At 64.6% G+C, this 25,207-nt stretch carries 24 protein-coding genes; 12 read left to right on the top strand and 12 right to left on the bottom strand.

What is annotated here, in order from left to right:
* The first annotated feature begins 96 nt into the window (after positions 1-96).
* From K408_RS38000 to K408_RS0112830, 4 genes are all read left to right on the top strand, one after another.
* Positions 97-243 carry a hypothetical protein gene (locus tag K408_RS38000; protein ID WP_035698066.1) on the top strand — a complete coding sequence of 49 codons (147 nt, stop codon included), beginning with the start codon at positions 97-99 and terminating at the stop codon, positions 241-243.
* A 17-nt stretch (positions 244-260) separates the two neighbouring features.
* Positions 261-1,217, top strand: a complete 957-nt coding sequence (gene xerD / locus K408_RS0112840; protein WP_024339260.1) for a site-specific tyrosine recombinase XerD — start codon at positions 261-263, stop codon at positions 1,215-1,217.
* A 270-nt stretch (positions 1,218-1,487) separates the two neighbouring features.
* Complete coding sequence (locus tag K408_RS0112835) at positions 1,488-2,450, top strand: acetyl-CoA carboxylase carboxyltransferase subunit alpha (RefSeq protein ID WP_024339261.1); 963 nt, start codon at positions 1,488-1,490, stop codon at positions 2,448-2,450.
* A gap of 424 nt (positions 2,451-2,874) precedes the next feature.
* A complete protein-coding gene (locus tag K408_RS0112830) occupies positions 2,875-4,395 on the top strand; it encodes a L,D-transpeptidase family protein (RefSeq protein ID WP_051160668.1) in 1,521 nt (506 codons plus the stop codon).
* A gap of 182 nt (positions 4,396-4,577) precedes the next feature.
* Here K408_RS0112830 and K408_RS0112825 read toward each other — a convergent pair whose 3' ends face one another.
* The 7 genes from K408_RS0112825 to K408_RS0112795 form a co-directional block, all read right to left on the bottom strand.
* Complete coding sequence (locus K408_RS0112825) at positions 4,578-5,273, bottom strand: branched-chain amino acid ABC transporter ATP-binding protein (RefSeq protein WP_024339263.1); 696 nt, start codon at positions 5,271-5,273, stop codon at positions 4,578-4,580.
* Positions 5,266-6,000 carry an ABC transporter ATP-binding protein gene (locus K408_RS0112820; RefSeq protein WP_024339264.1) on the bottom strand — a complete coding sequence of 245 codons (735 nt, stop codon included), beginning with the start codon at positions 5,998-6,000 and terminating at the stop codon, positions 5,266-5,268. The genes K408_RS0112825 and K408_RS0112820 overlap by 8 nt, the downstream gene beginning before the upstream one ends.
* Positions 5,987-7,066, bottom strand: coding sequence for a branched-chain amino acid ABC transporter permease (locus K408_RS0112815; protein ID WP_433994135.1), 1,080 nt, complete (start codon positions 7,064-7,066; stop codon positions 5,987-5,989). The genes K408_RS0112820 and K408_RS0112815 overlap by 14 nt, the downstream gene beginning before the upstream one ends.
* 82 nt (positions 7,067-7,148) lie before the next feature.
* Positions 7,149-8,366, bottom strand: coding sequence for a substrate-binding protein (locus K408_RS0112810; RefSeq protein WP_024339266.1), 1,218 nt, complete (start codon positions 8,364-8,366; stop codon positions 7,149-7,151).
* 4 nt (positions 8,367-8,370) lie between these two features.
* Positions 8,371-9,228, bottom strand: coding sequence for a branched-chain amino acid ABC transporter permease (locus tag K408_RS0112805; protein ID WP_024339267.1), 858 nt, complete (start codon positions 9,226-9,228; stop codon positions 8,371-8,373).
* Positions 9,229-9,264: 36 nt separating this feature from the next.
* A complete protein-coding gene (locus tag K408_RS0112800) occupies positions 9,265-10,779 on the bottom strand; it encodes an amidase (RefSeq protein WP_024339268.1) in 1,515 nt (504 codons plus the stop codon).
* Between the two features lie 166 nt (positions 10,780-10,945).
* Positions 10,946-12,130: a substrate-binding domain-containing protein gene (locus K408_RS0112795; protein ID WP_024339269.1), complete on the bottom strand. Its 1,185-nt coding sequence runs from the start codon at positions 12,128-12,130 to the stop codon at positions 10,946-10,948.
* 179 nt (positions 12,131-12,309) lie between these two features.
* On the opposite strand from K408_RS0112795, the gene K408_RS0112790 reads away from it, so the two are divergent.
* Positions 12,310-12,753 (top strand): MarR family winged helix-turn-helix transcriptional regulator, encoded by a 444-nt coding sequence (locus tag K408_RS0112790; RefSeq protein WP_024339270.1) that lies wholly within the window; start codon positions 12,310-12,312, stop codon positions 12,751-12,753.
* Between the two features lie 428 nt (positions 12,754-13,181).
* Here K408_RS0112790 and K408_RS44290 read toward each other — a convergent pair whose 3' ends face one another.
* Together K408_RS44290 and secA are read right to left on the bottom strand one after the other, a co-directional pair.
* Positions 13,182-13,586 (bottom strand): DUF6006 family protein, encoded by a 405-nt coding sequence (locus K408_RS44290; protein ID WP_080654873.1) that lies wholly within the window; start codon positions 13,584-13,586, stop codon positions 13,182-13,184.
* Positions 13,587-13,906: 320 nt separating this feature from the next.
* Positions 13,907-16,747 carry a preprotein translocase subunit SecA gene (gene secA / locus K408_RS0112785; protein ID WP_024339271.1) on the bottom strand — a complete coding sequence of 947 codons (2,841 nt, stop codon included), beginning with the start codon at positions 16,745-16,747 and terminating at the stop codon, positions 13,907-13,909.
* Positions 16,748-17,099: 352 nt separating this feature from the next.
* Here secA and K408_RS0112780 point away from each other — a divergent pair, with 352 nt between their 5' ends.
* From K408_RS0112780 to mutT, 3 genes are all read left to right on the top strand, one after another.
* The gene (locus K408_RS0112780) at positions 17,100-18,041 is read left to right on the top strand and encodes a peptidylprolyl isomerase (protein WP_024339272.1); all 942 of its coding nucleotides are present in this window, start codon (positions 17,100-17,102) and stop codon (positions 18,039-18,041) included.
* 102 nt (positions 18,042-18,143) lie between these two features.
* Positions 18,144-19,385: a bifunctional glutamate N-acetyltransferase/amino-acid acetyltransferase ArgJ gene (argJ, locus tag K408_RS0112775; protein WP_024339273.1), complete on the top strand. Its 1,242-nt coding sequence runs from the start codon at positions 18,144-18,146 to the stop codon at positions 19,383-19,385.
* Between the two features lie 5 nt (positions 19,386-19,390).
* Entirely contained in the window at positions 19,391-19,801 is a 411-nt protein-coding gene (gene mutT, locus K408_RS0112770; RefSeq protein WP_024339274.1) for an 8-oxo-dGTP diphosphatase MutT, read from the top strand.
* A gap of 72 nt (positions 19,802-19,873) precedes the next feature.
* On the opposite strand, the gene K408_RS0112765 is transcribed toward mutT, so the two are convergent.
* Positions 19,874-20,722: a methyltransferase domain-containing protein gene (locus K408_RS0112765; RefSeq protein ID WP_028145882.1), complete on the bottom strand. Its 849-nt coding sequence runs from the start codon at positions 20,720-20,722 to the stop codon at positions 19,874-19,876.
* A 64-nt stretch (positions 20,723-20,786) separates the two neighbouring features.
* On the opposite strand from K408_RS0112765, the gene K408_RS0112760 reads away from it, so the two are divergent.
* From K408_RS0112760 to K408_RS0112745, 4 genes are read left to right on the top strand one after another with little or no spacing between them, the layout of a single operon-like run.
* Positions 20,787-21,596: a ComF family protein gene (locus K408_RS0112760; RefSeq protein WP_024339276.1), complete on the top strand. Its 810-nt coding sequence runs from the start codon at positions 20,787-20,789 to the stop codon at positions 21,594-21,596.
* Positions 21,597-21,631: 35 nt separating this feature from the next.
* Positions 21,632-21,907 carry a glutaredoxin 3 gene (gene grxC / locus K408_RS0112755; RefSeq protein ID WP_024339277.1) on the top strand — a complete coding sequence of 92 codons (276 nt, stop codon included), beginning with the start codon at positions 21,632-21,634 and terminating at the stop codon, positions 21,905-21,907.
* Positions 21,904-22,782 carry a carbon-nitrogen hydrolase family protein gene (locus K408_RS0112750; protein WP_024339278.1) on the top strand — a complete coding sequence of 293 codons (879 nt, stop codon included), beginning with the start codon at positions 21,904-21,906 and terminating at the stop codon, positions 22,780-22,782. Before grxC ends, K408_RS0112750 begins: the two co-directional genes overlap by 4 nt.
* Positions 22,779-23,264 carry a DUF1178 family protein gene (locus tag K408_RS0112745; protein WP_024339279.1) on the top strand — a complete coding sequence of 162 codons (486 nt, stop codon included), beginning with the start codon at positions 22,779-22,781 and terminating at the stop codon, positions 23,262-23,264. Before K408_RS0112750 ends, K408_RS0112745 begins: the two co-directional genes overlap by 4 nt.
* Here K408_RS0112745 and K408_RS0112740 read toward each other — a convergent pair.
* Both K408_RS0112740 and ubiG read right to left on the bottom strand, forming a co-directional pair.
* A complete protein-coding gene (locus K408_RS0112740; protein ID WP_024339280.1) occupies positions 23,261-24,160 on the bottom strand; it encodes an EamA family transporter in 900 nt (299 codons plus the stop codon). The two genes, K408_RS0112745 and K408_RS0112740, sit on opposite strands and share 4 nt — an antisense overlap.
* Positions 24,161-24,431: 271 nt before the next feature.
* Positions 24,432-25,199 (bottom strand): bifunctional 2-polyprenyl-6-hydroxyphenol methylase/3-demethylubiquinol 3-O-methyltransferase UbiG, encoded by a 768-nt coding sequence (gene ubiG, locus K408_RS0112735; RefSeq protein WP_024339281.1) that lies wholly within the window; start codon positions 25,197-25,199, stop codon positions 24,432-24,434.
* Between the last annotated feature and the right edge of the window lie 8 nt (positions 25,200-25,207).

The following is a 25,207-nucleotide window of genomic DNA, read 5'->3' as shown; positions in this document are numbered from 1 at the left end:
GCCCTCGCCAGAGGACTCTTGCCATGAAAGGACGAACATGTTGGATGATTTCATTGATTAATTTGTCCGTCCGGCCCCGTCTCCGAGATCTCGCCGATGCCCAGCCTGTTCCGCTTCCTGACGGTCGTCGCCGTGATCGCAGGCATCGTCTACGCCGCGGTTTTCGCGTTGGCGAATTTCGTCAGCCCCAAGTCGCGGGAGATGATCGTGACGATCCCGCCGGATAAGTTTCTCAAGAAATAGGAGCTAGCCTCCGGGGCATGCGCACCAAGCCCTCAGACACCAAGCTCATCGGCCTGTTCCTCGACATGCTCGCCGCGGAACAAGGTGCCGGGCCCAACACGCTCGATGCCTATCGCCGCGACCTCGCCGATTTCTCGGAGTTCCTGGGCCGAGCCGGCCACAATTTTGCGGATGCGGAGACGCAAACGCTGCGCGACTATCTTGCCCACCTCGACGCCCGCGGCTTCAAATCCACCAGCGTCGCACGTCGGCTGTCGGCGATGCGGCATCTCTATCGCTTCCTGCTGAACGAGCGCATCCGGACCGACGATCCCGCCGCGATCCTGTCCGGCCCCAAGCGCGGCCGCGGACTGCCAAAGGTGCTGTCGATCGCAGACGTCGATCGCATGCTTCGCCGCGCCAAGGAATTGAGCGAGGCGCAAGACGCCTCTCCATCGAAACGGATGCGAAGCTTGCGGCTCTATTGCCTGCTCGAGGTGCTCTATGCCACGGGCCTGCGCGTCTCCGAGCTGGTGGCGCTGCCGCGCTCGGCGGCCAAGCGTGATGCACGCATGATCGTGGTGCGCGGCAAGGGCAACAAGGAGCGGCTGGTGCCGCTGAACGAGGCCTCGCGCCAGGCGATGGCCGATTATCTCGCCGCGACGGAAGCCGCCAAGGGCGACAAGAAGAACAGCTTGGCCGCCTCGAAATGGCTATTCCCGTCCTTCGGCGAAAGCGGGCATCTGACGCGGCAGCATTTTGCCCGCGACCTCAAGGAGCTCGCGGTCGCATCGGGCCTGCAGGCCCGGCTGGTGTCTCCGCACGTGCTGCGCCACGCCTTTGCGAGCCATCTGCTGCACAATGGCGCGGACCTGCGCATCGTGCAGACCCTGCTCGGCCACACCGACATCTCCACGACCCAGATCTACACCCATGTGGTCGAGGAACGGCTGAAGAGCCTCGTGCGCGACCTGCACCCGCTGGCGGAGAAGTGAGTTTTCCGTAGCCCGGATGGAGCGCAGCGAAATCCGGGATTCTCACCTTGCGGGTAGACCCCCCGGGTTGCGCCGCGCTTCATCCGGGCCAGGGGCGACCCATGAAACCGCCTTGACTTCGGCCACTTCTCCGCAGAAAGAGCCGGGGCCTTTCGACTGATTGGCGGGCTCGCTCGCAGCGCACAGGTCAACCCATTGAAGAAGCTACACTTCTTTCCGACAATCTAAATCCGCTTCGCCGCCTCGCCCCGTCCTCCCTATATTGAGTTGATGCAAGACCAGATGCGCAGCTATCTCGACTTTGAAAAGCCCGTTGCCGAGCTCGATTCCAAGCTCGACGAGCTGCGGGCCATGGCAGCCTCCGGCACCGACATTGCCGAGGAAGTCTCGCGCATCGAGGACAAGGCGGCGCAGGCGCTGGCCGACCTCTATCAGAACCTGACGCCCTGGCAGAAGACGCTGGTGGCGCGGCATCCGCAGCGCCCGCATTTCAACGACTTCATCAAGGGCCTGATCACCGAATTCACCCCGCTCGCCGGCGACCGCAAGTTCGGCGAGGACGAGGCGCTGGTCGCCGGCTTCGGCCGTTTCCGTGGCGAGCCGATCTGCGTGATGGGCCAGGAAAAGGGCGATTCCACCGAGAGCCGCATCCGGCACAATTTCGGCATGGCCCGGCCGGAAGGCTATCGCAAATGCGTGCGGCTGATGGAGATGGCCGAGCGGTTCGGCCTGCCCGTGTTGTCGCTCGCCGATTCGGCAGGCGCCTATCCCGGCATCGGCGCCGAGGAGCGCGGCCAAGCCGAGGCGATCGCGCGCTCGACCGATGCGTGCCTGGCACTGACCGTGCCGAACGTTGCCATCATCACCGGCGAGGGCATGTCGGGCGGCGCCATCGCCATCACCACCGCCAACAAGGTGCTGATGCTGGAGCACGCCATCTACAGCGTGATCTCCCCCGAGGCCGCCTCCTCCATCCTCTGGCGCGACGGCACCAAGGCGCAGGAAGCCGCCAACAACATGAAGATCACCGCCCAGGACATGCTCCGCTTCGGGGTGATCGACGCCATCCTGAAGGAGCCGGTCGGCGGCGCCCACCGCGACCCCGCCGCCATGATCGCCACCACGGGCGATGCGATCGCCAAGGCCTTCGACGAGCTGCGCGGGCTTGATGGCGAGGCCATCCGCAAGCAGCGGCGGCAGAAATTCCTGGAGATCGGCCGGAAACTGGGCTGATTTGGCATTGGGCCGTCATTCCGGGCGTCCAAAGGGCGAAACCGGAATGTCGGGCCGGGCCAGGTAACCCCGCATTAACCCTTTTTTTGCCCAAATCGGCGATCTGAGTGGTGATGGGCCCGAAAAGCCCAAGTCCGGCCCAAAGTCGCGTCCATTCAGTCTTCGTTGACCATGCCACTGGGCCAACGCCCTCGTGATCCCCGCTCGGGTTGCGACCACATGACCCAGAGGTTAGAATTTTAATCAATGGCTTCAGGGCATAAGCGCTGGAGCGTGGTCTGAAAAACCCGTCCCAGGCGGGCCCGGTCATCCGGTCGGATCGTGCTCCAAACGATTGGGGTTTGCGCTCGCTGCCCGGCACGGTGTGGGGTCGATCTTGATTTCTCGTTCGCTTGCTCGCGCGCTCTTGGCTTCGGTTGCGCTGATGACGGCCGGCGTCCTGCTCTCGGGCTGCAACACCGACCAGGTCTCGCTCGCGACCAACGCCAAGGCCAACCAGCCGGTGCCGCCGAAGCTGATCGCCGCGATGGCCGAGAAGGACATGGACCTGCAATCGCCGATCCTGGTCCGGCTGTTCAAGCAGGAGGCCGAGCTCGAGATCTGGAAGCAGACACGGAGCGGCCAGTTCGCCCTGCTCAAGACCTATCCGATCTGCCGCTGGTCGGGCGACCTCGGACCGAAGGTGCGCGAAGGCGACCGGCAGGCGCCGGAGGGATTCTACTCGATCAATCCGAGCCAGATGAATCCGCAATCGGCCTATTACCTGTCGTTCAACACGGGTTACCCGAACGCGTTCGACAAGGCGCTGGGGCGCACCGGCTCGCAGCTGATGGTGCATGGCGATTGCTCCTCGCGCGGCTGCTACGCGATGACCGACGAGCAGATCGCGGAGATCTATTCGCTCGGGCGCGAATCCTTCTTCGGCGGCCAGAAGGCATTCCAGCTGCAGGCCTATCCGTTCAAGATGACTCCGGTGAACATGGCCAGGCACCGGAACAACCCGAACATGCCGTTCTGGAAGATGATCAAGGAAGGCTATGATCATTTCGAGGTGACGCGGCAGGAGCCGAAGGTCGATTTCTGCGAGAAGAAATACGTCTTCGATGCGGCAAAGCCTGCGGACGCCAAGCGTGACCCCGTGTTCGACGCCTCGGCGAAATGCCCGGCCTATGTGATCCCCGAGGAGATCGCCAGCGCTGTCCGCCAGAAGCAGGCGAAGGACGAGGCTGAATATGCAAGGCTTGTCGCCAAGGGCACGCCCGTGGCGCGCCTGAACACCGGCATCGACGGCGGCATGAACAAGGTGTTCGCCGCGAAGATTCCGGAAGGCTCGACCGGCCTGTCCGAGAGCGCCGAAGGCACCACGCTGCAGATGCTGGCGATGGCGAAGGCGCCCGGCACGATCCCCAGCCACGTCAACCCGCCCAAGCCGAATCTCGACGCCGTGGCATCCGCGCCTGCATCGCAGGAAGAGCCGGTCGTCGCGGTGAACGCGCCCGCCAGCACCCGCGTTGCCAATGCTGCGCTGGCGAATAAATCCCAGGAGAAATCACAAGGCGGCGGCTTCTTCTCCAATCTCGGACGCAAGATGGGCATCGGCTCGTCGGAGACGACGGCGACCACGCCGCCGGCGCAAACCACCGCCTCGGTCGCTCCGGCCACCACGACGCCGAATCCGCCAACCGCGGCGTCGCGGCTCAAAGCCGCCGTGACACGGTTCGTGCCCGGGCACGACAAGTCCAAGGATGCCGCGAAGGAGGCGCCGAAGCCGATCGTTGCGGCCAAGCCCGCCGAGCCGGCGAAGCCCGACACGCGTCTCGCCCAGACGCGCCCCGCGCTGAAGCCGTCGGTGAGCGATGGCGCGAGTGAAGCGACGCAGATCATGGGCGCCGCTCCGGTGGTGCAGTCGAACTCGTTCGAGAGCCGCTTTGGGGCGGTGAGGTAGCGGGCGACTTTCGGTTTCGCTCCACACTCGCACTGTCATCGCCCGCGAAGGCGGGCGATCAGCCTTCCAGAGACGCTTGTGGTTGAACCGAGAAGCCGCAGCGTACTGGGTGCCCCGCCATCGGCGGCATAACAGTCGAAGTGGGCAGCGAGCACAGCGGCTCACTCACGAACAACTGGCGCCTACGGCGCCAGATAGCGCATCAGCTCCGGATTGCTTCTCACCTCGCCCGCCTCGCCTTGCAGCGCGACCCGGCCGCGGTCGAGCACGTAGGCGTAGTCGGCGACGCGCAGCGCCAGGTCGAGGTGCTGCTCGACGATGATGACGGCGATCTCCTTGGCGAGATCGATCAGGCGTTCGGTGATCTCCTCGATGACGCCGATCCAGACGCCTTCGGTGGGCTCGTCCAGCAGCAGCAGCTTCGGATCGCCCAGCATGGCGCGGCCGATGGCGAGCATCTTGCGCTCGCCGCCCGAGAGCGTGCCGGCAGGCTGGTCGAGGCGCTGGCCGAGCTTGGGGAAAATCGTCAGCACGCGGTCGATGGCAGAGGCATCCTTGCGCGCGAGCGAGCCGACGGCGAGATTGTCGCGCACCGACAGGCGCGCGAACACCGAATGCTCCTGCGGCACGTAGCCGATGCCGGCGCGCACGCGCTCCTGGGTGGCGCGGCGGCTGATGTCGCGGCCGTCGAAGGCGACCTCGCCCTTCCACGCCGGCAATTCGCCGACGATGGTCTTCATCAGCGTGGTCTTGCCGGCGCCGTTGCGCCCGAGCACGGCGACGCCGCCGCGCCAGGGAATGCCGAGGTTGACGTCGAACAGGACCTGGCTGCGGCCGTAGCCGGCGTCGAGATGCTTGATATCCAAAAATTCAGGCACGGCGCAGATAGATCTCCTGGACGGACTTGTTGGCCTGGATCTCGGACACCGTGCCGGATGCCAGCACCTTGCCCTGGTCGAGCACGGTCAGCCGATCACAGATGTCGCGGATGAAATCGAGGTCGTGCTCGACGATGACGAGCGAGCAATGCTGCTTGATCGGCTGCAGCAATTCGCCGGTGACGCGGCGCTCCTCCAGGCTCATGCCGCCGGTCGGCTCGTCGAGCAGCAGCAGCTTCGGCTTGCCTGCCAACGCCATCGCGATCTCCAGCCATTGCTGCTGGCCGTGCGACAACGCCGCCGCCGCCTCGAAGGCGCGGTCGGCGAGCCGGAACTGGGTCAGCATGGTCATGACCTGGTCGTGCAGGAGCCCGCGCGTGCGCGAGAACACGAGATCGAGCAGCGAGCACTGCGCCTGCAGCGCGAGCAGGATGTTGTCGTAGAGCGTCAGCGACGGCAGCACGGAGGTGATCTGGAATTTCAGGCTCATGCCGGCGCGGGCGCGCTCGGTCGGCGTGAACTCGGTAATATCGGTGTTGACGAACGACACCTTGCCCTGCGTCGGCACCTCGGCGCCGGCGATGCACTTCATCAGCGTGCTCTTGCCGGAGCCGTTCGGGCCGATCAGGCCGTGGAATTCGTTCTCGCCGACGGTGAGCGAGGCGCCATCGAGCGCGGTCAGCTTGCCGAAGACTTTCTTGACGCCGGCGGCTTCAAGGAGCGGCATTGCGCTTCTCCTTCGGCTTGGCGCCAAAGCTGCCGACGCGCTCGCGCTCGCCGAGCACGAAGCTGATCAGGCCGAGCGGGCGGAACAGGATCACGAGCAGCAGCAGCAGACCGAGGATGATCGGCCAGATGTCGCGGTAATTGTCCGAGAGCCAGAAGCTGACGCCCTCGACGATGATGGCACCGATCACCGCGCCGATCAGCGTGCCGGAGCCGCCAAACAGAACGTAGAGCACGACCTGGGTCGAGACCACGACGCCGACCATGTTGGGCCAGACAAAGCCTTCGTGGAAGGCATAGAGGCTGCCGGCGAGACCGGCGACGGCCCCGCCGATGGTGAAGATGATCGCTTTAAGATGCTGCGCCTTGTAGCCGAAGAAGGCGATGCGCTGCTCGTTCTCGCGCAGGCCGGCGAGCGCAAGACCGAATTGCGAGCGCACCAGGAAACGGCACAGCAGATAGACCACGACGAGGATGCCGAGCACCAGATAGTAGAAGGCGGGGCCCTCGGTGAAATCATAGCTGCCGAGCGACATCGGCGCGATTGAGGGGATGCCGTTCTGGCCGCCGAGATAGTACCAGCCGCGCGCGAGGCGATCGGCGGCGTAGGAGCCGGTCAATGTGCCGAGCGAGACGAAGATGACGCTGGAGGGATGCCGTCCCAGCAGCAGGAAGCCGCCGAGCAGCAGCGCGAAGGTCAGGCCGATCAGCGTACCCGCCGGCAGCACCAGAAGGATGTTGGTGACGTTGAGGTCACGCGCGAGCAGCGCCACGCCGTAGCCGGCCGAGCCGAAGAACAGGGCCTGGCCGAAGCTCATGATGCCGGCATAGCCCCAGACCAGGTCGAACGACAATGCGAACAGTGCCAGGATGATGACGCGCGTCGCGAACACCGTGAGATAGTCCTGCAGCACCAGCGGCGCGAGCAGCGCCGCGACGAGCACGACGCCCTCGACGATAGGCAGGACTTTTCGTGTGGTCGGTCGCTCGGCCGGCACGCCTTCTGCCACCGAAACATCCGCCTCATCCGCGACGGCGGCGTGGATCGCTTGCTTGGCTGCACCCATGGACTTCAGCATTCCGAGTTAAAGCACCTTGCGGCGGGCACTGCACCTCTCCCCCGGGGGGAGAGGTGACGAGCGGCGCGCGTCAGCATTCCTTGGGATCGACGAGGCCGCTGCTGCGCGCAACGATCTCGTAGTTTCCGCCCTTGGCGACCGCGGTGTACATCTTCATCTTGCAGTGCCGCTTGCCCGGAACCATCTCGGCGGGTCCGCCGGGACCCTCGGCGATCTTGGCGTGATCGAGCGCGGCCGCGACCGATTCGCGGTCGATCTTGCCGGCCTCCTTGACCGCAGCTTCCCACAGCTTGAGACCGCGATAGGTGCCGGTGGCGGCACTGCCGGCAGCGAAGAGGAAGTTGCCGGGGAAGTCCTTCTCGTAAGCAGCCTGGATCTTGGCGTCGAACGGATTCTCCTTGGTCAGCACCTTGAAGTAATCGAGACAGCTGGCGAGGCCTTCGATCTCGGCGGCCTGGTTGATGTTGAGCGTGTTCTCGTCATAGTAGACGCAGGCGAGCCGCCCGCCGTTCTTGAGGAAGCCGGCTTCGTAGAGCTGCTTGAAGAACGGGCCGACGCCGGGCGGGATGACGGTGTTGAAGACCACGTCCACCTTGTTGGAGATGATGCGGTTGACGGTCGATGAGAAATCGACCTGGTCGAGCGGATAATATTCTTCGAACACGACCTCGCCGCCGTTGGATTCGATCACCTTGCGCGCGTAAACGTTGAGCGTGTGCGGCCAGACGTAGTTGGCGCTCGGCAGCGCGAACTTCTTGCCGCCGTTCTTGATCAGCCAGGGGATGAACTCGTCGCATTGCTGCGCCGGGGTCGGGCCGGTGCAGAACAGATAGGGCGTGCACTCCTTGCCCTCGTAGAGCTGCGGGTAGATGTAGAGCGTCTTGCCGCGCGCCACGATCGGGTCCTTGATCGCGTTGCGCATCGACGAGGTGATGCCGCCCAGCACCATGTCTACCTTGTCGCGCTGAATCAGCTTGCGCACGTTGCCGACCGCGACGGATTCGTTGGAGGCGGTATCCTCGATGTAGAGCTCGAGCGGACGGCCGAGCAGGCCGCCGGCGGCGTTGATCTCCTTGATCACCATCTTGGCGACGTTGGCGTCGGCGTTGCCGGCATAGGCGATCGGACCAGTGAGATCGGTGGCGATGCCGACCTTGATCGGGCCCTCGGCCGCGTTGGCCCAGGGCGCCGGGATCACCCAGCTGCCGACGCCGGTTGCGACGGCTCCGGAAGCAAATGCGAAATTGGAAAGAAAGCGACGTCGCGTGAGCTGAGTACGATCGAACATGTGATTAAACCCCTTTTCCAGCGATGAGGCCCTGCGGGCGGAATTTGATGAAGACGATGGCGAGGACGAAGACGAGGACGTCGGCGACGACGGGCGCCATCACCCAGGGCAGCGCGGCGCTGAGCGTGCCAATGACGCCGGCACCGGCAACCGGTCCGATGAACGAGCCGACACCACCGACCATGACCGCGACGAAGCCCTGGATCAGGAAGCGCAGGCCGAGATCGGCGAACAGGCTGAACACCGGCACGATCAGCGCGCCGGCAAGCCCGGCAAGCGCCGCACCGAAGGCGAAGGTCGCGCCGTAGATCAATGGCGTTGAGATGCCGGAGGCACGTGCCAGCGACGGATTCTCCAGCGTCGCCCGCACGCGCAGGCCAAAGCTCGTGCGCGACAGCAGCAGATAGCAGGCGCCCATCACCAGGAGCGTGATGACGATGATGGTGAAGCGCCAGGCCGAGATGTGCATGGCGCCGATATCGATCGAGCCGCCGATCGGCTCCGGCACGGTGAGATAAAAGCCGCCGATCAGGCCGCGCACGGATTCGCGGATGATCAGGCCGAGCGCATAGGTGCCGAGCATGGCGACAATCGGCGCGGCATAGAATCGTCGGATGATCAGCGCCTCCAGCACGAAGCCGAGCGCGCCGACCACGAAGGGCGCTGCGACCATGCCGGCCCAGATGGGCAGGCCCTTGGCATAGGCGAGATAGGTGATGTAGGCGCCGAGCAGGACGAACTCGCCCTGCGCGAAGTTGAAGATGCCCATCATGCTGGCGATGATCCCGAGCCCCAGCACGATCAGGACAATGATCGCGCCGAAGCTCAGGATCTCGAACGCCGCAACGAACGCGTTAGCCATGCGCTGCTGTTCCGCCCGTCTGCATTGATAGTCCGCTCACATCTTCTTCCAATCGCCGATCTTCTCGAAGGCGTGGGCGGCGCGGTAGATGGTGGACTCCTCGAACATGCGTCCGACCAGCATCAGGCCGACCGGCAGACCGTCAACCATTCCGCATGGCAGCGACATTGCCGGATGATGCGTGATGTCGAACGGCGCGGTGTTGGAGATCATCTCCAGCGCGCGCGCAACGTATTCCTCGCGACTGGCATTCGGCTCCGGCAGCTTGGTGGCCTTCATCGGCGTCGTCGGCAGCAGAAGCAGATCGTAATCCTTGAACGCCTTGTCGTAGGCCGCCGTCAGCCGGCGCGAGATGTTGAGGGCCTTGCCGTAGAAGCGCGGACCGAAATTGTTGTTGATGTAGGTGCCGAGCAGCATGAACAACTTGGTCGTCTCGGACAGCGAGTCCGCCTGCCGGCGCCAGCCACGATGGAAATCCATCAGCGAGGTCGAATAGAGATCGCCGCGGCTGAGGCCGTAACCGTCGCCGAACATCATGGTCTGGGTCAGGCCCTCGGTGCCGATCGGGGTCCAGATCGCGCCGCCCAGAAGATGCATCGGGACCGAGATGGTCTCCACGCTGGCGCCCAGATCCTTGAAGCGCTTTGCGGCCTCGCGGACGCTTTCGTTCACCGCGGCCTCTGCCGTCGGCTGCTCGAAGCCCTCCTTGAGGATACCGATCTTCATTCCCTTGACGCCCTGGCCGAGCGCCTTGGTGTACTCCTCGACCTTCGGCGCCTTGATGCGCGGATCGTAGCCGTCGTCGCCGGCGAGCACTTCAAGCAGCAGCGCGTTGTCTTCGACCGTTGCGGTCATCGGGCCGGTATGGTCGACGTAGATCTCGATCGGCATGATCCCGGTATAGGGCACGAGGCCCCAGGTCGGCTTCATGCCGTAGATGCCGCAGAACGAGGACGGCATGCGGATCGAGCCGCCCTGATCGCCGCCGATTGCCATGTCGACCTCGCCGAGCGCGACGACGACACCCGAGCCCGACGACGAGCCGCCGGCCGAATAGCCCATCTTGTGCGGATTGTGCACGGGTCCGTAGGAGCCGGTGTGACTGCCGCCGGAGAGGCAGAAGTGCTCGCAATGCACCTTGCCCTTGATCTCGGCGCCGGCATCCAGCATGCGCGTGACGATGGTGGCGTCGAAGTCGGGCACATAGCCTTCCAGCGTCGACGAGCCATTGGTCATGGGCACGCCGGCCAGCATGATGTTGTCCTTGAGCGCGACGGTCTTGCCCTTGAGCTTGCCGCTGGCCGCACCCTTCACGGTCGACTTGCGATACCAGGCATTGCGCGGATTCTCTTCAGCCGAAGGCCGATAGCCCGGCGTGCGCGGATATTTCACCTCCGGCAGCTCGTCCGGCATCGTGGCAACGAGGTTGTAGGCTTCGATCGAGCCTTGCATCAGGCCGCGGAACGAGGCGACGTCATCATCGGTGAGCGAAAGGCCGCATTGCTCGGCGACACTGCGAAGTTGGGCTGGCGTGGGAAGGGCAACTGTCACGGCGCTCTCCTTGAAGGCTTCTTGATCCCTGGCGTTGGTCGGAAGCCACATCTGCTCGCGCCTGCATGGCACGGCCCGATCGGCTTCGCGTCGTTACTAGAGACGGAAATATTTTCCTTTTCAAGTATTATTTCGAAGACCGCTGCGACGGATCAGCAGCCGCCTCTCAGAGCGCCTTGATGATCTTGAAGTCGAGACCGTCGGCTTCAGCGAGATACATCGGCATCTCGGCACGGCCATCGCGAAGAGTTACAGGACCACGGCCGGCCGAGTAGACGGTGTTGCGCGCGGCCTTCAGCAGCGGCCGAAACGCCAGCGAGCCGGCGCGATTGGCAACGGATTCGAGGAAACGCAGCCCCTCATAGTTCGACTGACCGACGGAGCCGACCGGCGGCGCGTTGGCGCCGAACATGGCCTGGTAGCCGCCGAGAAACTCGTCGTTGGCGCGCGAGGCCATGCAGTTGAAGTAGCCGGACGCACAGAACAGATTCTCGGTGTTGTCGGCGCCGATGCCGAGCAGCACCGTCTCGTCCATCGCGCCCGCAAGCCGCAGCGTCGACGTCGCCAGGCCCGCTTCCGCGAAGGCGCGGTTGAAGGTGATGCTGTCGGTGCCGATCAGCGAGATCAGCACCACGTCGGGTCTTGCCGCACGGATGCGGGCCAGATGCGGCTCATGATTGTCCTCGCCGACGGGCACGAACTCCTCGCCGACGACCTGGCCGCCCGCCTCCTTGATGTAGCGCTTGACCGCGCGATGCGATTGCCATGGCCAGACGTAGTCGCTGCCGATCAGATACCAGCGCGCCGCCTTCTTGACCTCGGCGAGCCAGTGGATCGACGGCCGGCTCTGCCACCGCGGCGTTTCGCCGATCGCCATGACGCCGGGCGTGCGCTCGCCGCCTTCGTAGACGGGCGTATAGATGTAGGGGATGCGGTTGCCGGTGACCTTGCGCAGCGCGACGCGGACCGCGCTGATGTGCGAGCCCATGATCAGGTCGACTTCATCGAGGGCGATCGCGTGCTCGGCCCGCCGCACCACGTCTTCGATCGGGCCGCCGGAATCGTAGATCGTGAGCTCGAGCTCGCGGCCCAGAATGCCGCCGCGCTTGTTGATCTCGGCGACCGCCAACATTGCGCTGTTGGTGGAGGTCGGCCCCCAGATTCCGGGCGAGCCGGTGAAAGTGAGGAAATTGCCGATGCGCAGCTTGTTGCGCGCGCCGCGGCGCTTCATGACCTGCGCGTCGAATGGCGACAGGTCGACATCCGCCGCCGGTGACGACAAATTCCTGAACAGCAATGACGGCGGCAACGCCGGACCGCCGTGAGCCGGGAAATTTACCGTCGCGCGCACGCCAACTCCTGCCTGGTACCAGACCTGAAAGCACATTCTTCGGGCGGCCGCGGCTTCCGCCCGTTTGTTGGGCAATGATCCTATTTTGGAAATATTGAATATTCAAGAATTGAAGTGCATATAGATGCAGCATCGATTGCAAGACATTCACTCATTTGGGTCAAGACGAAGTCTTAGCCGTGGCAAAACCGTCGAAAGAAAACACCCCGATCACCGAACATCTCGCCTACCTGCTCGCGCAAGCCAACCGGGAGATCAACCGGCAGCTCGAATTGCGGTTGAGCAAGGAGGGCGTGCCGGTCGAGCAATGGCGCATCCTGAAGGTGCTGTCGGATGGCAACGGCCATTCGATGGGCGAACTCGCGGATGCCGTGCTGCTCAACCATCCGACCCTGACGAAGATGATCGACCGCATGGTCTCCGACACGCTGGTCTATCGCGTGCAGGATCCCAACGATCGCCGCAAGGTGCTGATGTTCATCTCCGATCGCGGCAAGGTGCTCTGCAGGAAGCTCAACTCGCTCGCGGTGGACCAGGAGGAGCACATCCTGGAGAGCTACGGCGACAAGTCGACGAGCGAGCTCAAGCGGCTGCTGGAGAGCCTGATCGACAGTTCGAATTAGGCTTCGTGAGCTCGAGCGTGGCGCCTTGCGAGGCGGACACACTCACCTGCCGCTCTGTGCAGGGGAGAGTCACGCATCTCAATGTACGGAGCGAGTCCTTTCCGTCCAGCAAGTATGGCAACCCCGAGCAGGTGGAAGTTCTGCCGCTCGCAGCGATACATTTCAACTCCAACGCAACCAGTTGAAGGTAAGATTCAAGGTGCAGGGTTGCGACCGAGGAGCGGGGGAGTCTGGATTGTCATCCCAATGTACTCGCAGGTGGAACTTGTATCATCGCTCCCGCGGTCTCCTGAGCGGATAGGGCTGATCGGACGGCGCAACCTAGGCGGCTTCTTCAACCGACTTCGTCGTGCAGCGTTGCCTTCTTATTCAGCGCTTAGGGCTCGCCCGGGAGCCATGTGGAGGACGAGCAGGCCGCGCTTGATGCATCACCGCCAGCACGAGAGGGCATAGCGTTGGCCGTTCCAGGTCGTCCAGCCCACGGCCTTGTTGCTCACCGGTTTGGCCAGGTACCATTTATTGCCATCAGCGTGGTGGAAGTAGACGCCGCCCTGCGTTCCGCTGCGTGGATTTGTCAACTTCACCCATCGCGAGCCATTATCCGAGAAGCTGCCCGACCAGCGTACTCCCGAGCTGCTCGTGCAAGTGCCGCCGTTGCAGGTGGTCTGACTGTCATCAACTGCAACCCATTTCATCCGGGCCGACCGGCCGTCTATGTTACACGACCATGTTCCGCCCCACCATCCGACCACCTGACTCGCAGGGGCAGAACCGCAGGCTAAGAAACTGAGGGCAAGAGCACAGAAGGCAGTCGGCAGCGCGCGTTTGGGCATTGTCTGGTTTCCAATTTTCTGGACCGCGTATTGTGATTCAATCACAACACAGATTGAGCTCTGTTGAGGTGATTCAGATCACAAAGAGCAGCGGCGAAGATTGGATGCCTACCCGGATGCATCTCCGATGCTGCTGCGTCCGCAGACTGCCGGCGACCGTCGTCGGTCCAGCTGCGCAGCTGAAGGGCTTTCGACACCAGGAATGCCTATGCCCGAACCGCGAGACGTTCTCCCGAAGAACGCAGTCCGGAAGCATTCAACGCATGGCGAACTCGCGGGCCAAACAGCAACGCGAGTTCGCCAGGTCTTGAGATCACCGATCAGGCATACCGCCCGTGACAGTGCTTGTACTTCTTGCCTGAGCCGCACGGGCAATCCTCGTTGCGGCCGACCTTGCCCCAGCTGGCGGGGTTCTTGGGATCGCGCAGCGCGGCGTCGCTGGCCTGGGCGCCGAGCGAAACGCTGGCGAGCGCCATCTCGTCCTCGCCGGTGTTCGGATCGAACTTGTGCGCTTCCATCGGCGGCAGCGCCGGAGCTTCCTGCTCCGGCGGGACGATCTCGACCCGCATCAGCTGCGCCGTGACGGCCTCGCGCAAGTGAGCGCTCATCTCCTGGAAGAGATTGAAGGCTTCCGTCTTGTACTCCTGCAACGGATCGCGCTGGCCGTAACCGCGCAGGCCGATGACCTGGCGCAGATGGTCGAGCATGATCAGGTGCTCGCGCCAGAGATGGTCGAGGGTCTGGAGCAAAATGGTCTTCTCGACGTAGCGCATCACGTCGGGCCCCCATTGCGCGACCTTGGCGGCCATGTGCTCGTCGGCCTTGGTCTCGATGCGGGAGAGCAGCTCCTCGTCGGCGATGCCCTCTTCCTTGGCCCATTCGTCGACCGGCAGGTCGAGATCGAGCACGCGCTTCAATTCGTCCTTGAGCCCGGCAACATCCCACTGTTCGGCATAGGCATGCTCGGGCACGTGCTTGGCGACGAGATCGTCGATGAAGGCATGGCGCATGTCCGTGACGGTCTCGGCAACGCTCTCGTCCTTCATCAGCTCGATGCGCTGATCGAAGATCACCTTGCGCTGGTCGTTCTGGACGTTGTCGAACTTGAGCAGGTTCTTGCGGATGTCGAAGTTGCGCGCCTCGACCTTCTGCTGCGCCTTCTCCAGTGCCTTGTTGATCCAGGGATGGATGATGGCCTCGCCCTCCTGCAGGCCGAGACGCTGGAGCATGCTGTCGAGGCGGTCCGACCCGAAGATGCGCATCAGATCGTCTTCCAGCGACAGGAAGAACTTGGAGCGGCCGGGATCGCCCTGACGGCCGGAACGGCCGCGCAGCTGGTTGTCGATGCGGCGGGATTCGTGGCGCTCGGAGCCGATGATGTAGAGGCCGCCGGGCTTCTTCACGGTCTTGGCCGGCTTGGAGCCCTTCGCCGGCTCGAGCTCGACGGTCTCCTCGGCCTTCAGCACGATCTCGCGGAAATGCGCGATGTCGGCCTTGATCTGCTCGATCTTCCTGGCCTTCTCGGCCTCGTCCTCGATGCCTGCGGTCTCCTGCTGGATGCGCATCTCGAGCGAGCCGCCGAGCTTGATGTCGGTGCCGCGGCCGGCCATGTTGGTCGCAATCGTGATCGCGCCGGGCACGCCGGCTTCAGCGACGATATAGGCTTCCTGCTCGTGGAAGCGTGCGTTCAGCACCGCGAACAGCTTGGCCGGCTTGCCGGCGCGGGCCGCGGCATAGAGCTTGTCGAGCGCGTTCTCCTTGCCGAAATCGATCTGCTTGTAACCGTTCTTCTTGAGAAACTCGGCGAGCACCTCCGATTTCTCGATGGACGCCGTGCCGACCAGCACCGGCTGAAGCCGCGCATTCGCGCGCTCGATCTCGGCGAGGATCGCGCGGTATTTTTCCTGCTGGGTGCGGTAGACCTCATCGTCCTCGTCGAGGCGCGCGACCGGCAGGTTGGTCGGGATCTCCACGACCTCCAGCTTGTAGATGTCGAACAATTCGTCCGCTTCGGTCGCGGCCGTGCCGGTCATGCCGGCGAGCTTCTCGTACATGCGGAAGTAGTTCTGGAAGGTGATCGAGGCCAGCGTCTGGTTCTCGGGCTGAACCTGGACGTGCTCCTTGGCCTCCAGCGCCTGGTGCAGGCCTTCCGAATAGCGGCGGCCCGGCATCATGCGTCCGGTGAACTCGTCGATGATGACGACCTCGTTGTCGCGGACGATGTAGTCCTTGTCGCGCGTGAACAGCGTGTGGGCGCGAAGCGCCTGGTTGATGTGGTGCACGACGGAGACGTTCTCGACGTCGTAGAGCGACTCGCCCTTGAGCTGGCCGGCATCGCGCAGCAGCGTCTCGATCTTCTCCATGCCGCCTTCGGTGAGCGTCACGGTGCGCTGCTTCTCGTCGACGTCGTAGTCGGTCTTGTCGAGCTTGGGCAGGAAGCTGTCGATGGTGTTGTAGAAATCGGATCGGTCGTCGAGCGGACCGGAGATGATCAGCGGCGTGCGTGCTTCGTCGATCAGGATGGAGTCGACCTCGTCGACGATGGCGAAGTAATGCGGCCGCTGGACCATGTCCTCGAGCCGGTACTTCATGTTGTCGCGGAGATAATCGAAGCCGTATTCGTTGTTGGTGCCGTAGGTGATGTCGCAGGCATAAGCCGCCTTGCGCTCGGCGTCATCGAGGCCATGGACGATCACGCCCGTGGTCATGCCGAGGAAGCCGTAGATCTGCCCCATCCAGCCTGAGTCGCGGCGGGCGAGATAGTCGTTGACGGTGACGACGTGGACGCCCTTGCCGGCGAGCGCGTTGAGATAGACCGCGAGCGTTGCCACCAGCGTCTTGCCTTCGCCGGTCTTCATCTCGGCGATGTCGCCCTCGTGCAGCACCATGCCGCCGATCAGCTGGACGTCGAAATGGCGCTGGCCGAGCGTGCGCTTGGCCGCCTCGCGCACGGTGGCGAAGGCAGGCACCAGCAGGTCGTCGAGCGTCTTGCCGTTCGCGAGCTGCTGCTTGAATTCCGCGGTGCGGGCCTTGAGCGCCTCGTCAGAGAGCTTTGACAGCTCGGGCTCCAGCGCGTTGATCGCGTTGACGCGGGACTGATATCCCTTCACCCGCCGGTCGTTGGCGGAGCCGAAAAACTTGCGGGCGAGCGCGCCGATCATGCTTAGTTCCTGTGTTCGCGAATTAACCGCGTTGGCCTAAGAAGTTGTCACCCGCCTGCCTATCAACTCACCGTGACGCCTCGTGGCGTCAGAGCCCGGACTGCGGGGGTCGTCCGCCATATGGGTGGGAATTGGGCAAGTCTGGGTTCAACGGCCAAAAACGCAGCAAAATAAACGCTATCGCCATGGTCGCGACCGGCCAGAGATATGGCCCGGTCAGGGCCTTGTCAACGGCGGGCGCATTGCGGCTAATTCATCATTTTGACAGACTTTTCGCGTTGCCAAGCCCCCCTGAATTGGGCGAGTGTCCGCCCCGCTCGAGCAGCCCCCTGCTTCAACATAAGGATTTTCCATGACCACCTCGTTCCCGGTAACCACCGGCCAGCGCTTTCGCCATGCGTCCGCCCTGGCTGGGAGCCTCGCTCTGGCGCTGTCCCTGCTGGCGTTCGCGGGCCCGCTCCGGGCCGCCGATGATCCGGTGCTGGCGAAGGTCAATGGCGCGGAAATCAAGAAGAGCGACGTCACCATGGCCGAGGAGGAACTCGGGCCGAGCCTCGCCCAGATGGACCCGGCGACCAAGGACGAGAACGTCCTGTCCTTCCTGATCGACATGAAGATCGTCAGCAAGGCTGCCGAAGACAAGAAGATCGCCGACAGCGAGGAGTTCAAGAAGCGCCTCGCATTCGCCCGCAATCGCCTCCTGATGGACAGCCTGCTCGCCAGCGAGGGCAAGGCCGCCACCACGCCGGACGCCATGAAGAAGGTTTACGAGGAGGCCTCCAAGCAGATCAGCGGCGAGCAGGAGGTGCGCGCCCGCCACATCCTGGTCGAGACCGAGGACGAGGCCAAGGCGGTGAAGGCCGAACTCGAGAAGGGCGCCGATTTCGCCGAGCTCGCCAAGAAGAAGTCCAAGGACCCGGGCTCCGCCGATGGCGGCGACCTCGGCTTCTTCACAAAGGAGCAGATGGTGCCGGAGTTCTCGGCCGTGGCGTTCTCGCTCGAGCCCGGCAAGATCTCCGATCCGGTGAAGTCGCAGTTCGGCTGGCACGTCATCAAGGTCGAGGAAAAGCGCAACCGCAAGGCGCCCGATTTCGAGCAGGTCAAGGCCCAGATCGAGCAGTACGTGACCCGCAAGGCCCAGGCCGAATATGTCGCCAAGCTGCGCACCGAAGCCAAGGTCGAGCGGCTGAACCAGCCGGCGGCGGATGCGTCCAAGGACGCCAAGTCCGATGCGAAGCCGGCGGACACTGCCAAGCCGTCCGACAGCAAGATGGCGCCCCCGGCGAAGAAGTAAGAATTCGCTGTCACTTCGCGGACGCCAATAGTATCTAACGTCGCAATGGCCGGGGGATCCCCCGGCCATCTGCATGTCCAGACCCCACCAAGGCGCCCCGCGATGTCCTCCTCCGTCTCCCCGCTCGCCCCGAAGACCGTCCCCGACATGCCCGTGATCGCGGGCGTCCGTCTTGCGACGGCCGAGGCCGGCATCCGCTACAAGAACCGCACCGACGTGCTGCTGGCGGTGATGGACAAGGGCACGGCGGTCGCCGGCGTCTTCACCAAGTCGAAGTGTCCCTCGGCGCCGGTCGAATGGTGCCGCGCCAAGCTGAAAGGCGGCAAGGCGCGCGCGCTGGTGGTCAACTCCGGCAACGCCAATGCCTTCACCGGCAAGACCGGCCGCGCCTCGACCGCGCTGACCGCGAAGATCGCGGCCAAGGCGGTCGGGTGCAGCGAGAGCGAGATCTTCCTGGCCTCGACCGGCGTGATCGGCGAGCCGCTGGATGCGACCAAGTTCGACGGCGTGCTCGGCCGTCTCGCCGAGACCGCCGAGCCCGGCGACTATCTCGCCGCGGCCAAGGCGATCATGACCACCGACACTTTCCCGAAGGTCGCGACCGCGACCGTCAAGCTCGGCAAGGCCAAGGTCACCATCAACGGCATGGCCAAGGGCGCGGGCATGATCGCTCCCGACATGGCGACGATGCTGTCCTTCATCTTCACCGACGCGCCGATCGCGCCCGCGGCGCTGCAGGCGCTGCTCAAGGCCGGCGTCGAGGACACCTTCAATGCGGTGACGATCGACGGCGACACCTCGACCTCGGACACGTTGCTGGCGTTCGCGACCGGCTCGGCCGCCGAACACGGTGCGCCGCGGATCAGCCGCGCCAGCGACCCCAGGCTGAAGGCCTTCGTCAAGGCTTTCAACCAGATTCTGGCCAATCTCGCCGAGCAGGTGGCTCGCGACGGCGAAGGCGCGCGCAAGCTGGTCGAGATCACGGTCGAAGGCGCCAAGACCAAGGCCTCCGCACGCAAGATCGCGATGTCGATCGCCAACTCGCCGCTGGTGAAGACCGCGATCGCGGGCGAAGATGCCAATTGGGGCCGCGTGGTGATGGCGGTCGGCAAGGCCGGCGAGCCGGCCGATCGCGACAAGCTCTCGATCTCCTTCAACGGCATCCGCGTCGCCAAGAACGGCGCACGCGATCCGTCTTACGACGAAGCGCAGGTGTCGGAAGCGATGAAGGCGCCGGAGATCGCGATCAAGGTCTCGCTCGGGCTCGGCAAGGGCCGCGACCGCGTCATGACGTGCGACCTCACCAAGGAATATGTCGCGATCAACGGGGACTACCGGTCCTAGGCAGCATGGCCGATCTCAAACTGACATTGGTGGTGGCCTGCGCGCTCGTCGATGCCGACAAGCGCGTCCTGATCGCGCAGCGCCCAGAGGGCAAGGCGCTGGCCGGCCTCTGGGAATTTCCCGGCGGCAAGCTCGAGGCGGGCGAGCGGCCCGAGCAGAGCCTGATCCGCGAGCTCCACGAGGAGCTCGGCATCACCGTCGCCGAGCCCTGCCTGGCGCCACTGACGTTTGCGAGCTACGGCTATGAGACCTTTCACCTGTTGATGCCGCTCTACATCTGCCGGCGCTGGGAAGGGCAAGTTACGGCGCGCGAAGGCCAGACCCTGGCCTGGGTCCGCGCCAACAAGCTGCGCGACTATCCGATGCCGCCCGCGGACATACCGCTGATCCCGCACCTGATCGATCTGTTGATGTGAGCACGGGCTCACACGGCAAGAGCCGGGCCTGCATGGTTCGAGATGGCGCTTACGCGCCCCTCACCATGAGGATCACTCCTTCCCCGCCTTCTTCACCGCCTCCGCAAGACTCGCCTTCGCCGACCCCGGCTTCAGCGGCTGCTGCTGGCTGGCATGCGGCGCCCAGCCGGAGAGCCACACGATGTCGAATGTCGCGCGGATGCGGCCGTCGGCATCGGCGAAGCGCTCGGCGTAGATTTCGGCCATGCGCAGCAGCGTTGCGCGCCGCGTCGGCGTGCGACTCCGCTCGATCAGCACATTGGCCGCGCCCATGCGGCGGAGATCCTGCATCAAGGCGAACGCATTGCCATAGCGCACCACGACACGGTCGACGTCGGTGACCGGCAGCGCGAAGCCCGCCCGCTGCAACAGCGCGCCGACGTCGCGGAGGTCGGCGAACGGCGCCACGCGCGGCGACACCCCGCCCTCGCATTCAGCCTCCGCCGCGGCAAACGCCTGGCGCAGCTCAGTGAGGCTGTCGCCGCCGATCATCGCGGCGAGCAGCAGCCCGTCCGGCTTCAACGCCCGGCGAACCTGCGCAAGCACACCCGGGAGGTCATTGACGAATTGCAGCGCCAAAGCCGAAACGACGAGATCGAGGCTTTCCGGCGCGAACGGAAGCTCCTCCGCGCCACTCGCATCGGGCGCAATCCGTGTGATGGACGGAAGCGGTGTACGCAGCGCCGGCAGCCCGCTGCCGGGCGTCCAGAGGTCAGCCGGCGCCTGAAACTCGCGCATCACCGCCGCCAGCCGGTCCGACATGTCCTCGGCCACGCGATCGAGCAGGAATGTCACCTCGCCCAGCGCCTGCGCGCGCCGCTGCCGCGCGTTCAGCAAGGCGCGATCGAACAAGGCGGGCGGGGTTTGCGGGGTCTGAGCCATGCCGCTGGTTACGCCGATCTCCACGCTTCTGGCAATCCGCTGCGCGCAGCGCTAGCCTTGCCTCATGGAAACCGAAGCTGGCCCTACCCGTTCCATCGGCGCGCCGTTGCGGGCCGCGTGGACGGCTGGCCGACACGTGCTGTCGCGCGCGGCGCGGCTCGCGCTCGACATCGCGCTGCCGACACAATGCGTGTCCTGCCAGGAGCCGGTCGATGGCGAAGGCGTTTGCGCTTCGTGCTGGGGGCGGCTGTCGTTCATCGAACGGCCCTATTGCCCGCGGCTCGGCATTCCCTTTGTGTATGACCCCGGTCCCGACATGCTGTCGATGGAAGCGATCGCCAGCCCGCCGGCCTACCAGCGCGCCCGCGCGGCGGTGCGCTATGACGACGTCGCCCGCACCTTGGTGCATGCGCTGAAATACCAGGACCGCACCGATCTGGCGCCGGCCATGGGCCGCTGGATGGCGCGCGCCGGCAGCGAGCTGCTCACAGGCGCCGACATGCTGGTGCCCGTCCCCCTGCATTGGCGGCGAGCCTGGCGGCGCCGCTACAACCAGTCCGGAGCTCTGGCGCGTGTCATGGCCCTGCAGAGCGGAGTGAGGGTGCGAGGCGACGTGCTGCGCCGGGTGCGCGCCACCGAGCAGCAGATCGGCCTGTCGCGGGCCCAGCGCGCCACCAATGTGCAGGGCGCATTCCAGGTATCTCCAGAGCGTCAGGCCGAGGTCCAGGGCCGCCGCATTGTCCTCGTGGACGATGTCCTCACGTCAGGGGCGACGCTGGATGCCTGCGCGCGGGTCTTGCTCCGCGCCAGGGCCGCCCAGGTCGACGTGCTGGTCTTTGCCCGGGTTGTCGAGAGCAGCCCCCGTCCCATATAATTCAATGACTTCATGACATGAGAGCGCCAGACGAGATGACCGCTGCTGTCGAGATCTACACGAGGCCGGGCTGCGGCTATTGTTCCGCCGCCAAGTCGCTGCTGACCCGCAAGAAGGCGACCTTCACCGAATTCGACGTCGCCAAGAACTCGGCCTGGCGTCAGGAAATGTACGACCGCGCCGGTCAGGGCTCGACCTTCCCGCAGATCTGGATCGGCGGCACCCATGTCGGCGGCTGTGACGATCTCTATGCGCTCGACCGCGAAGGCAAGCTCGACGGCATGCTCCAAAGCGTCAAGGCGGTCTCATGAGCGAGGTCAGGACCTTCACCGCCGCCATGGTGCAGATGCGCACCGGCCTGATGCCCGGGCCGAGCCTCGAGCAGGCCACCAAGCTGATCCGCCAGGCTGCGGCCAATGGCGCCGACTACGTGCAGACGCCCGAAGTCAGCAACATGATGCAGCTGAACCGCAAGGCATTGTTCGAGCACCTCCAAAGCGAAGAGGACGACACCTCGCTGAAAGCCTATCGCGCACTCGCGGCGGAGCTGAAGATCCATCTCCATGTCGGCTCGCTGGCGCTGCGCTTCTCGGCTGAAAAGGCGGTCAACCGCTCCTTCCTGATCGGGCCCGAGGGCAATGTGCTCGCGAGCTACGACAAGATCCACATGTTCGACATCGAGCTGCCGGACGGCGAGAGCTATCGGGAATCCGCGAACTACCAGCCGGGCGAGACCGCCGTGATCTCCGATCTGCCCTGGGGCCGCATCGGGCTGACGATCTGCTACGATGTGCGCTTCCCCGCGCTCTATCGCGCACTCGCCGAAAGCGGAGCATATTTCATCACGGTGCCGTCGGCCTTCACCCGCAAGACCGGCGAAGCACATTGGCACGTGCTGCTGCGCGCCCGTGCGATCGAGACCGGCTGCTTCGTCTTCGCCGCGGCCCAGGCCGGCCTGCACGAGAACAAGCGCGAGACCTACGGCCATTCGCTGATCATCGATCCCTGGGGCGAAATCCTCGCCGAGGGCGATGTCGAGCCCGGTGTCATCATGGCCAAGATCGATCCGGCCAAGGTCGAGACCGCCCGGCGGGCAATCCCTTCGCTCCAGCATGGCCGCCGCTTCGGTGTCTCCGATCCGAAGGCGGGCCCGGATCACCTGCACCTTGTGCGGGGATCGGCATGATCCGCTACGCGCTTCGCTGCGACCGGAACCACGAGTTCGAGAGCTGGTTCCAGAGTTCGTCGGCCTATGATTCCCAGGTGAAGCGGAAGCTCGTGACCTGTCCGATCTGCGGCTCGGCCAAGGTCGACAAGGCGATCATGGCGCCGCGCATCGTCGGCAAGAAGGGCCGTGGCCCCGCGACGCCGCCACCGGAGCCAGTCGCGACGGCCGCGACACCCGACGCTGCGGCCTCAGGACCGACCTCGCTGCTGATGGCGCAGGAGCGCGAGTTGCGCGCCAAGCTCAAGGAGCTGCGCGATCACATCGTCAAGAACGCCGACAATGTCGGCGAGCGTTTTGCCAACGAAGCCCGCGCAATGCATTACGGCGACAAGGAGCATCGCCCGATCTATGGCGAGGCCTCGACAGAAGAGGCGAAGTCGCTGATCGAGGAAGGCATCGAGGTCTCGCCGCTGCCGACGCTGCCGGAAGACCGGAACTAGACGCCGACCAGCACCGCAACGCCAATCACGATCAGCGCGATGCCTGCAAGCTCGCGCGGCGCGATCGACTGCTTGAACGAGTAGTAGGCTACTCCTTGCGCGAACAGCACCTCGATCAGCGCGAGCGTGCGGACGTTGGCGGCCGCCGTCAGCGCGAACGCCAGGAACCAGAATTGCGACGCGAAAGCGCCCGTGAAGCCCGCGAGCATCGACGGGCGCCATAATTTGAGGATTCCCCGCAACACGTCAGGCGCGCGCCAGAGCAGATAGATCGTCAGCACCAGCGTCTGCACGAACAGGCCAAGCACCAGCGTGAACGAGGCCGCAGTCACGAAGGAGACGCCGGGAACGTTGATGATCGCGCCGCGAAAACCGACAGCGGAGAGCGCGAACGCCGCCGCCGCGACGAGGCCGGTGATGGTCGGCTTCAATTCGGCAAAGCTCTTCTCGCCGCCGGGCCGCAGCGCGGTGATGACCACGCCGATCGTCGCGATCACGATCGCCAGCACCTTCAGCCACGTCAGGTGATCGCCGAGGAAGACGAACCCGAAGATCGCGGTCTGGATCGCCTCGGTCTTCAGATACGCCGTCGTCACCACGAAGGAGCGGTCGTTCATCGCGAGCAGCATCAGGCCGGTGGCGACGATCTGGCTGAGCGCGCCGAGCAGCAGCCATGGCCAGAACACGGTCGGCGGCATGCCGAGATGATCGCCGGTGCCGATCAGCACCACGCCGAGAAACAGCAGCGAGAACGGAAAGCCGAACAGGAAGCGGATATTGGTCGCGCCCCAGGTCCCCAGCGGCTTCGTCAACGACCGCTGCATCGCATTGCGCGCGACCTGACCCAGCGCGGCAATGATCGTGAAAGGGATCCAGAGGCTGGCAATGGTGAGCATAGGGGCGGGGAACGGGCGCTAGCAGGAAATCAACGCGGCCAGCCTGCAAGTTGAACCCAACCCGGTCAACCGCACGGACGTCATGGGAGCGATGCTCTCGCAACAAATTCGGCGGCGTCCCTGCGCACGCAGGGACCCTTTACCCAAGGAGCCGTTTTGCGGCGGCCGCCAACCTGCACATCTCACACCATCCGCGTAACGACAGATCCGCGGTATGGGTCAATGCGACACTGCCCCGAGGGGTAAGAGCTCGCGCGCCACTCATTCCCCCTCACACCATCGCTTCCGCGACCACCATGTAGTTCACGTCCATGTCGGACGAGAGGGACCATTTATCAGCGAATGGGCTGTAGACCACGCCGGTCTGCTCGGTGATCACGAGACGGTTGTCGAGCAGGTGTTTTGCGAGCTCGTCGGGGGTGACGAACTTGTTCCACTCGTGGGTGCCGCGCGGCAGCCAGCGCAGCACGTATTCGGCGCCGACGATGGCGAGGGCGAAGCTCTTCCAGTTTCGGTTCAGCGTCGAGACCACCATCAGGCCGTTCGGCTTCAGCATCGAGGCGCAGCGCTTCAGGAAGACGCCGACGTCGGTGACGTGCTCGACCACCTCCATTGCCAGCACGATATCGAAGCGCTCGCGCGGGTCGACCTCCTCCACCGTTGTGCAGCGATAGTCGATCGCAAGATGGCTCTTGCCGGCGTGCAGCTTCGCCGCGGCGATGTTGCTTGCCGAAGGATCGATGCCGACAACCTGCGCACCCAGGCGCGACAGCGGCTCGCAGAGCAGGCCAGCGCCGCAGCCGATGTCGAGCACGCGCAAGGACCCGAGACAACTGAGGCTTCGCACGTTGCGTTCGAACTTGCGGCAGGCGGCGTCGCGGATGTAGCCGAGCCGCAGCGGGTTGATCCGGTGCAGCGGCGCCATCTTGCCCTTGGGGTCCCACCACTCCGCCGAGAGTTTCGAGAATTTTGCGATCTCGGTGGCATCGACGGTCGAGCCCGGCTGGGCAGAAAGGGAAGGATTTTGCTGCATGCTCATGGTGGCGC

Origin of the sequence: Bradyrhizobium sp. in8p8 (assembly GCF_000426845.1) — a bacterium.
Lineage (GTDB): Bacteria > Pseudomonadota > Alphaproteobacteria > Rhizobiales > Xanthobacteraceae > Bradyrhizobium > Bradyrhizobium japonicum_C.
The sequence above is the reverse complement of the archived record's forward strand: the minus strand, read 5'-3'. Positions and strand labels throughout refer to the sequence as shown.

What these genes read in the sequence shown, in the direction of transcription:
- K408_RS0112765 (WP_028145882.1), bottom strand. Translation starts at nt 20,722, where the DNA reads ATGGCTCAGACCCCGCAAACCCCGCCCGCCTTGTTCGATCGCGCCTTG.
- K408_RS0112810 (WP_024339266.1), bottom strand. Translation starts at nt 8,366, where the DNA reads ATGTTCGATCGTACTCAGCTCACGCGACGTCGCTTTCTTTCCAATTTC.
- grxC (WP_024339277.1), top strand. Translation starts at nt 21,632, where the DNA reads ATGACCGCTGCTGTCGAGATCTACACGAGGCCGGGCTGCGGCTATTGT.
- K408_RS44290 (WP_080654873.1), bottom strand. Translation starts at nt 13,586, where the DNA reads ATGCCCAAACGCGCGCTGCCGACTGCCTTCTGTGCTCTTGCCCTCAGT.
- argJ (WP_024339273.1), top strand. Translation starts at nt 18,144, where the DNA reads ATGTCCTCCTCCGTCTCCCCGCTCGCCCCGAAGACCGTCCCCGACATG.
- K408_RS0112815 (WP_433994135.1), bottom strand. Translation starts at nt 7,066, where the DNA reads ATGGGTGCAGCCAAGCAAGCGATCCACGCCGCCGTCGCGGATGAGGCG.
- xerD (WP_024339260.1), top strand. Translation starts at nt 261, where the DNA reads ATGCGCACCAAGCCCTCAGACACCAAGCTCATCGGCCTGTTCCTCGAC.
- K408_RS0112835 (WP_024339261.1), top strand. Translation starts at nt 1,488, where the DNA reads ATGCAAGACCAGATGCGCAGCTATCTCGACTTTGAAAAGCCCGTTGCC.
- K408_RS0112740 (WP_024339280.1), bottom strand. Translation starts at nt 24,160, where the DNA reads ATGCTCACCATTGCCAGCCTCTGGATCCCTTTCACGATCATTGCCGCG.
- secA (WP_024339271.1), bottom strand. Translation starts at nt 16,747, where the DNA reads ATGATCGGCGCGCTCGCCCGCAAGTTTTTCGGCTCCGCCAACGACCGG.
- K408_RS0112780 (WP_024339272.1), top strand. Translation starts at nt 17,100, where the DNA reads ATGACCACCTCGTTCCCGGTAACCACCGGCCAGCGCTTTCGCCATGCG.
- ubiG (WP_024339281.1), bottom strand. Translation starts at nt 25,199, where the DNA reads ATGAGCATGCAGCAAAATCCTTCCCTTTCTGCCCAGCCGGGCTCGACC.
- K408_RS0112830 (WP_051160668.1), top strand. Translation starts at nt 2,875, where the DNA reads ATGACGGCCGGCGTCCTGCTCTCGGGCTGCAACACCGACCAGGTCTCG.
- K408_RS0112805 (WP_024339267.1), bottom strand. Translation starts at nt 9,228, where the DNA reads ATGGCTAACGCGTTCGTTGCGGCGTTCGAGATCCTGAGCTTCGGCGCG.
- K408_RS38000 (WP_035698066.1), top strand. Translation starts at nt 97, where the DNA reads ATGCCCAGCCTGTTCCGCTTCCTGACGGTCGTCGCCGTGATCGCAGGC.
- K408_RS0112820 (WP_024339264.1), bottom strand. Translation starts at nt 6,000, where the DNA reads ATGCCGCTCCTTGAAGCCGCCGGCGTCAAGAAAGTCTTCGGCAAGCTG.
- K408_RS0112760 (WP_024339276.1), top strand. Translation starts at nt 20,787, where the DNA reads ATGGAAACCGAAGCTGGCCCTACCCGTTCCATCGGCGCGCCGTTGCGG.
- K408_RS0112750 (WP_024339278.1), top strand. Translation starts at nt 21,904, where the DNA reads ATGAGCGAGGTCAGGACCTTCACCGCCGCCATGGTGCAGATGCGCACC.
- K408_RS0112745 (WP_024339279.1), top strand. Translation starts at nt 22,779, where the DNA reads ATGATCCGCTACGCGCTTCGCTGCGACCGGAACCACGAGTTCGAGAGC.
- mutT (WP_024339274.1), top strand. Translation starts at nt 19,391, where the DNA reads ATGGCCGATCTCAAACTGACATTGGTGGTGGCCTGCGCGCTCGTCGAT.